This window comes from Aeromicrobium sp. NPDC092404 (genome assembly GCF_040684095.1).
GTDB lineage: Bacteria > Actinomycetota > Actinomycetes > Propionibacteriales > Nocardioidaceae > Aeromicrobium.
The window spans coordinates 1,138,723-1,151,598 of the sequence record NZ_JBFBFI010000001.1; the positions used below are offsets into that span (position 1 = coordinate 1,138,723).

At 70.0% G+C, this 12,876-nt stretch carries 14 protein-coding genes; 12 read left to right on the forward strand and 2 right to left on the reverse strand.

Features of this window, described 5'->3' with window-relative positions:
• The first annotated feature begins 58 nt into the window (after positions 1-58).
• On the forward strand, positions 59-649 hold the full coding sequence (locus AB0N22_RS05865) for a hypothetical protein (RefSeq protein ID WP_364637093.1): 591 nt from the start codon (positions 59-61) through the stop codon (positions 647-649).
• Positions 650-808: 159 nt separating this feature from the next.
• Here AB0N22_RS05865 and AB0N22_RS05870 read toward each other — a convergent pair whose 3' ends face one another.
• Positions 809-1,783, reverse strand: a complete 975-nt coding sequence (locus AB0N22_RS05870) for an aldo/keto reductase (RefSeq protein ID WP_364637095.1) — start codon at positions 1,781-1,783, stop codon at positions 809-811.
• A 64-nt stretch (positions 1,784-1,847) separates the two neighbouring features.
• Here AB0N22_RS05870 and AB0N22_RS05875 point away from each other — a divergent pair, with 64 nt between their 5' ends.
• From AB0N22_RS05875 to AB0N22_RS05910, 8 genes are all read left to right on the forward strand, one after another.
• On the forward strand, positions 1,848-2,192 hold the full coding sequence (locus tag AB0N22_RS05875) for a hypothetical protein (RefSeq protein WP_364637097.1): 345 nt from the start codon (positions 1,848-1,850) through the stop codon (positions 2,190-2,192).
• 59 nt (positions 2,193-2,251) lie between these two features.
• Positions 2,252-4,555 carry a protein translocase subunit SecD gene (gene secD, locus AB0N22_RS05880; RefSeq protein ID WP_364637099.1) on the forward strand — a complete coding sequence of 768 codons (2,304 nt, stop codon included), beginning with the start codon at positions 2,252-2,254 and terminating at the stop codon, positions 4,553-4,555.
• A gap of 30 nt (positions 4,556-4,585) precedes the next feature.
• Positions 4,586-5,053, forward strand: coding sequence for a TM2 domain-containing protein (locus AB0N22_RS05885; protein WP_364637101.1), 468 nt, complete (start codon positions 4,586-4,588; stop codon positions 5,051-5,053).
• A gap of 136 nt (positions 5,054-5,189) precedes the next feature.
• Positions 5,190-5,723: a DUF6318 family protein gene (locus AB0N22_RS05890; protein ID WP_364637103.1), complete on the forward strand. Its 534-nt coding sequence runs from the start codon at positions 5,190-5,192 to the stop codon at positions 5,721-5,723.
• Positions 5,720-6,439 (forward strand): hypothetical protein, encoded by a 720-nt coding sequence (locus AB0N22_RS05895; protein ID WP_364637105.1) that lies wholly within the window; start codon positions 5,720-5,722, stop codon positions 6,437-6,439. The genes AB0N22_RS05890 and AB0N22_RS05895 overlap by 4 nt, the downstream gene beginning before the upstream one ends.
• A gap of 44 nt (positions 6,440-6,483) precedes the next feature.
• On the forward strand, positions 6,484-7,860 hold the full coding sequence (locus AB0N22_RS05900) for a cystathionine beta-synthase (RefSeq protein WP_364637107.1): 1,377 nt from the start codon (positions 6,484-6,486) through the stop codon (positions 7,858-7,860).
• Positions 7,857-9,032 carry a cystathionine gamma-synthase gene (locus AB0N22_RS05905; RefSeq protein ID WP_364637109.1) on the forward strand — a complete coding sequence of 392 codons (1,176 nt, stop codon included), beginning with the start codon at positions 7,857-7,859 and terminating at the stop codon, positions 9,030-9,032. Before AB0N22_RS05900 ends, AB0N22_RS05905 begins: the two co-directional genes overlap by 4 nt.
• A 44-nt stretch (positions 9,033-9,076) precedes the next feature.
• Positions 9,077-9,682: a DUF998 domain-containing protein gene (locus tag AB0N22_RS05910; protein ID WP_364639239.1), complete on the forward strand. Its 606-nt coding sequence runs from the start codon at positions 9,077-9,079 to the stop codon at positions 9,680-9,682.
• A 7-nt stretch (positions 9,683-9,689) separates the two neighbouring features.
• Here the strand turns inward: AB0N22_RS05910 and rmuC are convergent, their stop codons facing one another.
• Entirely contained in the window at positions 9,690-11,042 is a 1,353-nt protein-coding gene (rmuC, locus tag AB0N22_RS05915; protein WP_364637110.1) for a DNA recombination protein RmuC, read from the reverse strand.
• Positions 11,043-11,143: 101 nt separating this feature from the next.
• Here rmuC and AB0N22_RS05920 point away from each other — a divergent pair, with 101 nt between their 5' ends.
• From AB0N22_RS05920 to AB0N22_RS05930, 3 genes are read left to right on the forward strand one after another with little or no spacing between them, the layout of a single operon-like run.
• Complete coding sequence (locus AB0N22_RS05920) at positions 11,144-11,764, forward strand: NAD(P)H-dependent oxidoreductase (RefSeq protein WP_364637112.1); 621 nt, start codon at positions 11,144-11,146, stop codon at positions 11,762-11,764.
• Between the two features lie 10 nt (positions 11,765-11,774).
• A complete protein-coding gene (locus AB0N22_RS05925) occupies positions 11,775-12,422 on the forward strand; it encodes a hypothetical protein (RefSeq protein ID WP_364637114.1) in 648 nt (215 codons plus the stop codon).
• A 49-nt stretch (positions 12,423-12,471) separates the two neighbouring features.
• The gene (locus tag AB0N22_RS05930) at positions 12,472-12,876 is read left to right on the forward strand and encodes a tetratricopeptide repeat protein (RefSeq protein WP_364637116.1); all 405 of its coding nucleotides are present in this window, start codon (positions 12,472-12,474) and stop codon (positions 12,874-12,876) included.

A 12,876-nucleotide genomic window follows, 5' to 3' on the forward strand; every position in this document is an offset into this window, starting at 1 on the left:
CGCATGACTGCAGGGGCCCGGCTGGCATGAACGAGCGTCAGCGAGTGAGAAACGCGGCATGAACGAGTTCAAGCGACCGTCGCTGCCCGGGTCCGCACTGTTCGAGGCCCAGGCGGACGGAGCCGACCCTGCCGAGATGGCCGCCGCCGGCCACCGCATCGCCAACCTGCTGGTCCGCGGCCCGCGCACCGACACCGACCAAGGCCTCGTCGACCGGGTGCTGCACCTCGCCGACGAAGAGGGGCTCGGCGTCATCGCGGACCTCTGGTCGCACGCCGCGGCCGACAGCCTCGCGGGATCGCTCTGGCGGCTCTACCTGCTGCGCACCTGGGTCTACCGGCAGCCCGAGCAGGCCGCACGCGAGTTCGCCGCCGGCAAGGCGTACGCACCGGTGCACGAGGTGCTCGCCGGCGTCGTCGACCCGCCTGGTCCCGAGGAGGTCATCGCACTCGTGGACACCGTGGTCCGCGGCATCGTGGGGGACGACTTCGACGTCACCTTGGACCGCGCGGCTGCCTTCGCGCACATCGTCGGGGTCGGTCGAGCGCAGCTCGAGAGCGGCGATCCGCAGAGCGCCGCGAAGCTCGTCGACACCGCCGTGCACCTGCGCCACGCAGCAGAGCTCGAGCGCTCGTCACGCCTGCATTGAACTTCGTCACACCGGCCGCGTGCAGTCCTTGAGTTGCGCCCGTGCTCGGTTAGGCTGGTTGTCGCGTCGGGCTGTGGTAGCCCCGGGTCCCAAAATTAGCCGCTTCGAGCGGCCACGCGCCGTGAGGCGCTTCCCAGCCCGGCGCGACCCTCTTGCCGATCAGCGCTGCGGCGCAAACGTCGTGTACGACTGCGTGGCCCGGCCGATGGCCGCCAGCTCGTCGAGGTCCTCCGCTGCCGGCGTCCATGCCCCCGCTGCAGCGTTCGCGGCGACCTGCTCCGGCCCGGTGGCACCGGCGATGACGCTGGACACCGCCGGCTGAGCGGCCAGGCCGCCGATGGCCAGGTCGAGGATCGAGATGCCGCGCGCCGACGCGAACGACTCCAGCGCCTCGATGCGGTCCCAGTCGGCGTTCGCAAGACGATGGGTCTGGACCGACAGGCGCGTGCCGGCCGGGGCGTCCTCACCGCGGCGGTACTTGCCGGTCAGCAACCCATACGCCAGCGGGAAGTACGGCAGCACGCCGACTCCCAGCTCGAGGCAGGCCGGCACGAGCTCGGTCTCGGCGGTGCGGTTGTAGAGCGAGTACTCGTTCTGGGCCGTCACGAACGCCTCCAGCCCCGTGGTCCTCGAGACCCAGTCGGCGTCGACGACCTGCCAGGCCTGGAGGTTGGAGCTGCCGATGGCACGCACCTTGCCCTCCTGGAGCAGCTCGGTCATCGCACCGAGGGTCTCCTCGATCGGCGTCGACGGATCCGGGGTGTGCAGCTGGTAGAGGTCGATGTGGTCGGAGTCGAGCCGCTTCAGGCTCGCCTCCGCGGCCGTGCGGACGTACGCCGCGGTGCCGCGCCGGCCACCGTCGTCACCGTTGACGCCCTGCATGTCCATGCCGAACTTCGTGGCGATGACGACCTCGTCGCGGCGCCCCTTGAGCGCCTCGCCGAGGAGCTGCTCGCTCTGCCCGGTGCCATACGTGTCGGCGGTGTCGAAGAACGTGATGCCGTGCTCGAACGCGGCGTCGACGACGGCCCGGGTCCGGTCGGCGTCGATGCGGGTGCCGAACGCGTTGCAGCCGATGCCCACGGCCGAGACGGTGATGTCGCTGGATCCGAGTGAACGGTGAGAGGTCGTCATGCATCCAGCCTAGGCAGCGGGTGGACGCGCTCGGCCACCGTCTCGTCTCACGTACACTCGCCAGATGTTCTCGAGGACGGCAGCGCGCAGGACCGCCGCTGCCCTGACGGCGGCACTGGTCGCCGTCCTCCTCGTCACCGTCGGCGGGTCGACCCGCACTCAGACCCAGCGGCTCACCATTTCCGGCGCGAGCCATGCCGGAGCCGCCGCCAAGGCGACGCGAGTCCCGCAGGCGGCTCTTCCAGCCCACCACCTCCAGGACCCGCTGCAGCTCGAGCTCGTCTCGACGCCGCCGAGCGAGGCGCCGGACGTACACCCTTCGGTCGCCGTCACGACTTCCGAGACCGTCGTCGTCCGCACCGGGCGCGACCGAGTCACTCCCACCGGACGCGCGCCACCAGCTCTCTGAGTCACGCCGCCCGCCCGTCCGACCCACGCCCTTCTCGGTGTGTTCTCGAAAGCTGATCCATGTCCTCCCGTGCACCTCTCTGGCGTGCTGCTGCCGCCTTCGCCGTCATCGCCGGCTCCCTCGCCCTCGCGCTCACCAGCTCGGCCAAGCTCGGCCTCGATCTCAAGGGCGGCACCCAGATCGTCCTCGAGACCCAGGACACCGGCCGGGTCAAGGCCGATGCCGAGTCCACCGACCGGGCCCTGAGCGTCCTGCGCGGTCGCGTCGACGCCCTCGGCGTCGCCGAGCCCACCCTCGCCCGCTCCGGCGAGAAGCGCATCATCATCGAGCTGCCCGGCGTGCAGGACCCGCGCGAGGCCGCCGAGGTCATCGGTCAGACCGCCCAGCTGTCGTTCCACGAGGTGCTGCGGGTGCCCACCACCCCCGACGAGAAGGCGGCCAAGGGCGAGCAGCTGCTGCAGGACGAGAGCGGTGCCCCGCTGATCGTCGGCAAGGCGCTGCTGACCGGCGACGGCGTCAAGGACGCAGCGGCCCAGTCCGACCAGCAGGGCCTCGGCCAGTGGACCGTCGACGTCCAGTTCAACGGCAAGGGCAGCGGCGGCTGGAAGCAGCTCGTGTCCGACGCGTGCGCCAACCCCGCGGCCGGCAACCGCGTCGCGATCGTGCTCGACAAGAAGGTCATCTCCTCACCCGGCGTCGTGCCCGAGCTCTGCTCCTCCGGCGGCGGGTCCCGCACCAGCATCACCGGCGACTTCAGCCAGGCCGAGGCCAAGGATCTCGGCGTGCTGATCAAGGGCGGCGCCCTGCCGGTCGAGGTCGAGACCATCGAGCAGCGCACCGTCGGCGCGACGCTCGGCGACGTCGCCATCAAGGCCTCGGTCGAGGCGGCGATCATCGGCATCGCGCTCACCGGCCTGTTCATCGTGTTCATCTACCGGCTCGTGGGCCTCCTCGCGACGATCGCCCTCGGCACGTACGCGCTCATCTCCTACGGCCTGCTGGTGTGGCTCGGTGCGACCTTGACACTGCCGGGTCTGGCCGGCTTCGTGCTGGCGATCGGACTCGCGATCGATGCCAACGTCCTCGTGTTCGAACGCGCGCGCGAGGAGTACGCCGAACGTACGAGCGCCGGCCTCTCCCCCGCGCTCAACACGGGCTTCAATAAGGCCTGGTCGGCGATCGTCGACTCCAACGTCACGACCCTCCTCGCGGCGGCCCTGCTGTTCTTCTTCGCGTCGGGACCCGTCAAGGGCTTCGGCGTGACCCTGTCGATCGGCGTCATCGCCTCGATGGTCTCGGCGCTGGTCATCGCCCGCGTGCTCACCGAGTGGGCGATGCGTCGCTCGTTCGTCCGCAAGCGCCCCGGGTTGAGCGGTGTCGGCGGGACCGGGCGCATCCGCACGTGGCTGACCGAGAGCGGCCCGGACCTCATGAAGCGCAGCGGCACGTGGATCGTCATCACGCTCGTGGTCGCGGTCCTGTCGATCGGCGGCATCGCGCTGCGCGGGCTCAACCTGGGCGTCGAGTTCACCGGCGGCCGCCTGCTGGAGTTCTCGACCGCGAAGCAGGTCGACGTCGAGGACGCCCGCGAGGCCGTCAGCGACGTCGGCTTCCCCAAGGCCGTCGTGCAGTCGTCGTCGGGTGACGGCGGCGGCGAGAACATCACGGTCCGGGTCGAGGAGGTGTCCAACGACGAGGCCGTCGAGATCCAGGACGCGATCGCCTCCGTGGCCGGGACGACCGAGAAGGAGCGCGACGAGCTCATCGGCCCGAGCCTCGGCAAGGAGCTGCGCGACAAGGCCCTCATCGCCTTCGCGATCGCGATCGCCGCCCAGATGATCTACCTGGCCTGGCGGTTCCGTTGGACGTACGCTGCGGCAGCCGTGCTGTCGATGATGTCGGTCGTGCTGACCGTCGTCGGCGTGTTCGCCTGGTGGGGCAAGCCGATCGACGGCGTGTTCCTCGCCGCGGTGCTGTCGATCATCGGTCTTGCCGTCAACGACACGATCGTCGTGTTCGACCGCATCCGCGAGCACACCCGGGAAAACCGCAAGCGACCACTGCGGGAGGTCGTCAACGAGGCGATCCTGCAGACGATCCCCCGCACCATCAACACGGGCCTCGGCGCGATGTTCATCCTCGCCGCGCTCGCGGTGCTGGGTGGCGACTCGCTGACCGACTTCGCGATCGCCCTGCTGCTCGGGCTGTCGGTCGGCATCCTCTCGACGATCTTCACCGCCTCGGCGCTGGCGATCGTGCTGGAGGAGCGGTGGCCGTACGATCCGTCGGCGCCGCAGAAGAAGGTCATCGACCCGTACGCGAAGATCGACGACGGCCGGTCGGCGTCGGGCGCGGTGGTCTAGCCGGCCGGGAGGGCGCCCTAGGGTGGACGCATGACGTCGACACCGCCGGAGCAGCCGGACCACAACGAGCCGACCGTTCCGCTCGAGGGTGGCCAGCCCGACTACGGTCGGGCCGCACAGCCCCCTCCGCCTCCTCCGGGGCACCTGCCTCCGCCGCCGCCCGGCTACGGCCCGCCGCCCGGCTATCAGCCGCCTCCGGGTGGCTATTCGCCGCCGCCCGGCGCCGCCTACGGTGCGCACGCGGGTGCTCCGTGGGGCGTGCATCCGGTGACGGGCGTGCCGTACTCGGACAAGCAGAAGCTCATCGCCGGACTGCTCAACATCCTGCTGCCCTTCGGCATCGGCCGGTTCTACATCGGTGACACCGGCACCGGGGTGGCGCAGCTGCTCGTCACGATCCTCACCTGTGGCATCGGCAGCCTGTGGTCGTTCATCGACGGGATCCTCATGCTGACGGGCGACCCCAACGACTCGCAGGGCCGCCCGCTCCGCCCCTGAGCTCCCTGCTGTGCGGTGCCTGGCGTCATCACTTCTGAGGGCCCTGGATTACCGTTCTCACGACCCACATCCCGTTGTCCACAGCGGGCGTTCGGGGGGCTGACAGAACGGCGGGTGTTTCGGTAGTTTCACGGCTATGCGATTCGGGGGAACTGTCCTGGCGGCCCTGCTGACCCTGGGCGCGTGCTCCTCTGACCCTGAGCCCAGGGAACCGAAGCGCACCGCCACCTCAGCCGCACCCACGTCCGCTCCGCCGACCATGCCGGCGCAGGCCGAGGAGGACACCCCCGAAGGTGCCGCAGCCTTCGTCAAGCACTACATCGACGTCTTCAACTACGCCGCAAGCACCGGAGACGTCGAAGAGCTGTCGAGCTTGTCGTCACCAAACTGCAAAGGCTGCCAGCGGTACATCAAGCTCTACCGCGACACCTACGCGGCCGGCGGCTACTTCCGAGATTCCGACTGGCGGCTGAGCGATCTGCAACTCAGGCGCGCTGGCGACTCAAGCACGCTCTTCGGAACCGTCACTTCTCCGCCGGGTACGTACCGACGGACGTCTGCGGAAACGCCGGAGCCCGGAAATGCGGAGGACTCGGATCTGACGTTCATTGCGAACCGGACTTCAACTGGTTGGCGGCTCGCCACGCTAGAGCTCCAGGCGGACTCGTGATGCGCGCGTTCGGATTCCTGGTCGCCGTCGCCCTCGCCGTAGGCCTCGGCGCCCCGGCCCACGCGGATGCGAAGGTCGAGCCAAAACCGAAGGACGCGAGGCTGGTACTCGAAGCGGGCCGCCACTCACCCGGAAAGCAGTCGCCTCCGACTCAGGGCGGCAACATCAAGACAACTGACCCGAAGCCAGCCGATGCTTATTGCCAGCTCGACGCTGGCAACGAGGTGCAGTGCTATCCGGAAACGTTCGAGCAACCAGCGGACGAGGACGAGGCGGAGCTCACTGAGGGGGATGTCGTCAGGGCCGTGCGGGAGCTGGGGCTGCCGAGCCTGACGGTCCAGATCCAGCCGGGCGAGGAGACCCTCGTCAACATCGAGACGATCTTCTACACCAACCCGCAGCCGTTCGAGCGCAGCATCACGCTGCTCGGCTTCGATGTCGACGTCGTCGCCTCCCCTGTCCGCTACACGTGGGTCCACGACGATGGGACCGTGTCGACGAGCAGCAAGCCCGGGCGGCCCTACCCCGCGATGGACGTGACCCATCGCTACCGGAAACCGGCGGACGACGTGAACCCGCGCGTGGACGTGACGTACCGCGTTCGCTACCGCGTCGACGGCGGCGCGTGGCAGACCATCGGCCAGACCCTGCAGGCGTCCGGACCTTCCGCAGAGCTCGATGTCCGCGAGGCCGCACCGGTCCTCACGAGGCCCTGACGGCGTGCCGGTCCCGGCGAACGCGCGAGTGCAAGAATGGCGACATGCCCATTGCAAACCACATCGTTGAGCTGATCGGCAACACCCCGCTGGTCCGTCTCAACTCGGTCACCTCCGCGGGATCCGCGACCGTGGCCGCCAAGATCGAGTACCTCAACCCCGGCGGCAGCGCCAAGGACCGCATCGCGGTCAAGATGGTCGACGCGGCCGAGGCCTCCGGGGCGCTCAAGCCCGGCGGCACCATCGTCGAGCCGACGTCCGGCAACACCGGAATCGGACTCGCCCTGGTCGCCCAGCAGCGCGGCTACAAGTGCATCTTCGTGTGCCCTGACAAGGTCGGCGAGGAGAAGCGCAACGCGATGCGCGCCTACGGCGCCGAGGTCGTGGTCTGCCCGACCGCCGTCCCGCCCGAGCACCCAGACAGCTATTACAACGTCTCCGACCGACTGGTCCGCGAGACCGAAGGCGCCTGGAAGCCCGACCAGTACTCCAACCCCGCCGGCCCCGAGAGCCACTACGAGACCACCGGCCCGGAGATCTGGGCCGACACCGACGGCAAGGTGACGCACTTCGTCGCCGGCGTCGGCACCGGCGGAACGATCACCGGCGTCGGGCGCTACCTCAAGGAGGTGTCCGGCGGCACGGTCAAGGTCATCGGCGCCGACCCCGAGGGCTCGGTCTACTCCGGTGGAACCGGCCGCCCCTACCTCGTCGAGGGCGTCGGCGAGGACTTCTGGCCCAGCGCGTACGACCCGGCGGTCCCCGATGAGATCATCGCCGTGTCGGACGCCGACTCGTTCGAGATGACCCGCCGCCTCGCCCGCGAGGAGGGCCTGCTCGTGGGTGGTTCCTGCGGCATGGCCACGGTCGCGGCCCTACGCGTCGCAGAGCAGGCCGGATCGGACGCCCTCGTCGTCGTGCTGCTGCCCGACGGCGGACGCGGCTACCTCGCCAAGATCTTCAACGACGAGTGGATGTCGTCCTACGGCTTCCTCAGCGAGCCGCTCGACGGGCACAAGCATCACGTCAAGGTCGGCGAGCTGCTGCGCAACAAGTCCGGCGGCATGCCTGACCTGGTGCACACGCACCCGTCGGAGACCATCCGCGACGCGATCGAGATCCTGCGCGAGTACAACGTCTCGCAGATGCCCGTCGTCGGGGCCGAGCCCCCGGTCGTGATCGGCGAGGTGGCCGGCAGCGTCAGTGAACGCGCGCTGCTCAGTGCCGTCTTCGAGGGCCGCGCGCACCTCACCGACGCCGTGTCGGAGCACATGGAGCCCGCCTTCCCGCTCATCGGCGGCCAGGAGGACCTCGACACCGTCCTCAAGGCGCTCAGCAACAGCGACGCCGTGATGGTTGTCGAGGACGGCAAGCCGCTCGGCGTCCTGACCCGCCACGACCTGCTCGGGGTGCACGTATGAGCGAAAAGAAGAGCAGCCAGGACGAAGGGGCGTGGCAGGGTTTCGCGACCCGCGCGATCCACGCCGGCTATGAGCCCAATGCCGAGAACGGCGCCGTCAACGTGCCGATCTACGCCTCCTCGACGTTCGCCCAGGACGGCGTCGGTGGCATGCGCAGCGGTTATGAGTACGCGCGCACCGGCAACCCCACACGCACGGCACTCGAGGCCAACCTCGCCGCGCTGGAGGGCGGGGCCCACGGCCGGGCGTTCAGCTCCGGCATGGCGGCGACCGACTGTGCGATCCGCTCGCTGCTGAGGCCCGGCGATCACCTGGTGATCCCCGACGACGCCTATGGCGGCACGTTCCGGCTGATCGACAAGGTCTTCAGCCAGTGGGGCATCACCTACACGGTCGGCGCGGTCAACGATCTCGACGCCATCCGCGCGGCGATCAGGTCCGAGACCAAGGCCGTGTGGATCGAGACCCCCACCAATCCCCTGCTGAACGTCGGCGACATCGCCGCGATCAGCGAGATCGCCCACGCGGCGGGCGCCAAGCTCGTCGTCGACAACACCTTCGCCTCGCCCTACCTGCAGCAGCCGCTGCAGCTCGGCGCCGACGTGGTCCTTCATTCGACCACGAAATATCTCGGCGGGCACTCCGACGTCGTCGGCGGAGCCCTCGTGACCAACGACGACGAGCTCGACGCCGCCTTCGCGTTCCTGCAGAACGGTGCCGGGGGCGTGCCGGGGCCGTTCGACGCCTACCTGACGATGCGCGGCGCCAAGACGCTGGCGGTGCGCATGGACAAGCACTGCGACAACGCCGAGGCGATCGTCGAGTTCCTCCAGGGTCATCCCGCCATCGCATCGATCCTCTATCCCGGCCTCCCGGAGCACCCGGGCCACGAGGTCGCAGCACGGCAGATGCGACGGTTCGGCGGCATGATCTCGGTGCGCATCGCCGGTGGCAAGCAGGCGGCGCTCGACTTCTGTGCTCGCACCGAGCTCTTCACCCTGGCCGAGAGCCTCGGCGGCATCGAGTCCCTGATCGAGCACCCCGGCGCCATGACCCACGCCTCGACCGTCGGCTCGCTGCTCGAGGTGCCGGACGACCTCGTACGCCTGTCCGTGGGCATCGAGGACATCGGCGACCTCATCGGGGACCTCGAGCAGGCGCTGCGATCCTAGGATCACCGGCAAGGCGGACGGCCCTGGGCCGGGCGGCCTGGACGCTGCAACCGCTCTACGTCGTCCTCGAGGTCGTCGTCGGCCTGCGGGCCTCGCGGGACTACACGTTCGCCGACTCCACCATCAGCGATCTCGGCAACACGTCGTGCCGGACGATCCGCGGCGACCTGCTGTGCTCACCGTGGCACGCCACGATGAACACCGGCTTTGTGTGGTTCGGCCTGACGCTCGCCGTCGGGGCACTGCTGCTGGGCTCGCGGCTCCTTCGCGGGCCCGTGGGACGCGCGGCCGTCGTGGCCTGGTGCGTCTCGGGCCTCGGGTCCGTCGGTGTCGGACTCGTGCCCGTCAACGAGCAGGGCGGACTCCACGGGCTCGTCGCCCTGCCGGTCTTCCTCGCCCAGCCCGTGGCGCTCGTGCTCACAGGGCTGAGCCTGCGAGCGACGCGGCCCGCCCTCGCTCGTGGCACCCTCGCCGTCGGTGTGCTGTCAGCCGCAGGTGTCCTCGGCTTCGCGGCGCTGCTCGCCGGTGACGGCTCGGGCGGGCTCGGCGCGACCGAGCGCCTCGCCCTGTGGCCCGGCTACGTGTGGGTCGGCGTTATTGCGGTGGCCAGCTTCCGGGCCGTCCACTCTCCCGAGACACGCGAGGGCTGAACCGTGATCAGGCGGTGCGGTGCTCGTCCTCGTCGACACCGGGCAGGCCGACCTGCTCGAAGTCGATCTCCGGTCGTGCGATGCCGGTCTCGTCCAGCACGGTGAACTCGCTGGCGGTGAGGCGGCGCGTGTCACCCTCGATCTGCTTGACCTCGCCCAGGAGCCTGGCCTCGTCGATGCCGTCCAACCGGCGGGCCGTCACCAGCACGCGACCTTCGAGCGAGCCGGCGAAGTCGTTGTAGGACCGGACCGTCGTCTCGATCGACCGGCCGAGCTTGGAGACGTGCTCGGACAGCTTGCCGAGGCGCTTGTAGAGCTCGCGGCCGAGGTCGACCAGCTCCTGGGCGTTCTCGGCGAGGTCCTCCTGCTTCCACGTCAGCGCGACGGTCTTGAGTGTCGCCCAGAGGTTGACCGGGGTCGCCAGGACGATGCCGCGGCTGAACGCGTACTCCAGCAGGGTCGGATCGGCGTCGAGGGCGGTGTTGAGGATAGCCTCGCTCGGGATGAAGGCGATCGTGTACTCGGGGCTGACCGGCAGACCCGTCCAGTACTCCTTGCCGGCCAGGGCGTCGACGTGTCCACGCACCTGCTTGGCGTGCTGCGCCTGGAGCGTCTTGCGCTCGGACTCGCTGATGTCCTCGCGGAACGAGTCGATGAAGGCGCTGAAGGGGACCTTGGAGTCGATCGCCACCTGCTTGCGGCCGGGCAGCTTGATGACCATGTCGGGACGACGGGCTCCGGAGTCGGCCGAGATCGACTCCTGCACGGAGTAGTCGATGCGGTTGAGCAGACCGGCCGACTCGACCAGTGTCTTGAGCTGGAGCTCGCCGTAGGCGCCGCGCACCGAGTTGTTGCGCAGGGCGGCCGACAGCGTCTCGGCGGCCATCTTGGACTGCTCGGCACTCTGCCGCGTGGCGCGGATCTGCGCCGCAAGGTCGCCGTGCTGCTCGCTGCGCTGCTTCTCGAGGTCGAGCACCTTCTGCTGCATGTCCTTGAGCTGGGCGGCGACCGGTGCGAGCTTCTGGAGCACCTTGCTCTCGGTCTGCGTGGCGGCCTCGCGCTGGCGGGTCTCCTGGCGATGTGCCTCGATCGTCTGGCGGTGCTGGTCCTGCGCCTGCACGAGCTGCTCCCGCAGGCCCTCGACCGACGCCTGGGCCGCCGCGAGCTGTTGCTCGATCTCGGCGCGCACGACGGCCTCGTCGTGCCTGACCTGGGAGACCACGGCAGCGTGCCTGGCCTCGAGCACCTCGGGATCGACGGTCGTTGCCGTGGCGGCAGCGCCGGCACCGGCACGGCCGAACAGCCAGCCGCCGACGAGGCCGAGGGCGAGTCCGAGGAGAAGCACGATGACGAGATCCATGTGGTCAGTCTCGCAACCGGGACCGACACATTCGTGCAGGCAGGCCGACGACACGCCTGTTCGGCCACCGACGACCCCCGGGGCTGCCAGAATCGTCAACCATGGCGACCGTGATGCTCCTGCTGGCCCACCCGCGTGGCGCGAGCTACTGCCACGCCCTGGCCGAGCGCATCGGTGAACGGCTGCTCGAGCTCGGCCACGAGGTCCGGTCGCACGACCTGTACGCCGAGCTGTTCGACCCCGTCCTCACCGCCGAGGAGTCGCGCACGACTGGCGAGACGATCGAGTCGATCCTCGCCCGTGAGAACGACCCCGTCGTCGCCCTGCACCGCGAGGAGCTGCGCCTCGCCGAGGGCCTCGTGGTCGTGCACCCCAACTGGTGGGGCATGCCGCCCGCGATCCTCACCGGGTGGATCGACCGCGTCGTGGTGCCCGGCGTTGCCTATCGGCTGCAGGAGGCCACCGGCCATCCCGAGCCCCTCGCGCCCGTGGCCGAGCTGTTCGTCGTCAACACGTCGGACACGACCGACGAGCGCGAGCGCGACCTCTACAGGGACCCGCTCGCGTCGATCTGGGGACGCTGTGTCGCGCCCTACCTGGGTGGCCCGCGCGTCACCCGCAGGGTGCTGCGGCCGGTGGTCGACTCGAGCGACGAGCAGCGACGGGCCTGGCTCGACGAGGTCGAGTTGCTGGCAGCGGAGACATTCGGATCGGCCCTTTAGTCTGGCCGGTATGTCTCGACGTCGCGGATTCCTCGGTGAGGTCTCCTGGCTCCAGCTCGCCGGGAGCGTGCTCGCCGCCGTCACGGCTGCCTGGATCGCCTCGTCGCTGGGGGTCGCAGGCACGCTCGTCGGCGCCGCCGTCGGCAGCGCGGTCGTCACGATCACGTCGGCGTTCTACGCCCGTACGCTCGACAAGGGGCGCACCCTGCTGGTCACCACCGCCACCGGCACGGTCATCCAGCGCCGCGTGAACGAGGACGGCGAGATCGCCGAGACGCTCGACCAAGCCGCCGAGGACGCTCCGGTGGAACGTGCGGAGCTGGTCCCCGACGAGTCACCGTCGCGGCTGCACTGGAAGACCATCATCGTGACGACCGCGGTCGTCCTCGGTCTCGCGCTGGCGGCCATCACGACGTACGAGCTGCTGGCGGACCGCACGCTGGGCGGCGCGCAGGGCACGACGATCGGCGACACCTTCAGCGGCGGAGGCAGCGGAGACGACGCGCCGGAGCCGGCGGACCCGACCTCGGAGCCCACGTCCACCCCGACGCCGTCGGTCCCGCCGACACCCGCCCCGACGAGCGCCACGCCGACGCCGAGCCCGTCCGCGACGGTCCCCACCCCGACCCCGACCCAGTCGACCGAGCCGGCGGAATGAACCCCGCCGTGGCGGCGTTGACCCGGCCGACGCCCTGGAAGGAGGCCTCATGACCATCTACATGACCCCCAACATCAGCGACGAGAAGATCGCGTCGCTCGAGCTGTTCGACGCCTACCGCTACGGCGAGGAGCTGCTCGACTCGCGCTTGCCGCGGGATGCCGCCAGGGTGCTCCGCAAGGTCGTCGAGGCCGAGCCCGAGTGCTCCGCCGGATGGGAGCTGCTGGGCCGTGCCCACTTCGCGGCGGCGCAGCTGGTGCCGGCCGAGGAGGCGTTCCGACGCCTCGTCGAGCTCGAGCCCACGAGCATGTGGGCCCAGACGGCACTCGGCCTGACGCTCGACCGTCAGAGCCGCCACCGCGAGGGCGCCGTGCACCACCGCGTGGCTGCCGCGATGGGCGCATCGGAGCGCGACGCCACCCGCGTCGAGCTCGTCGACCGGCAGACCGGCTGA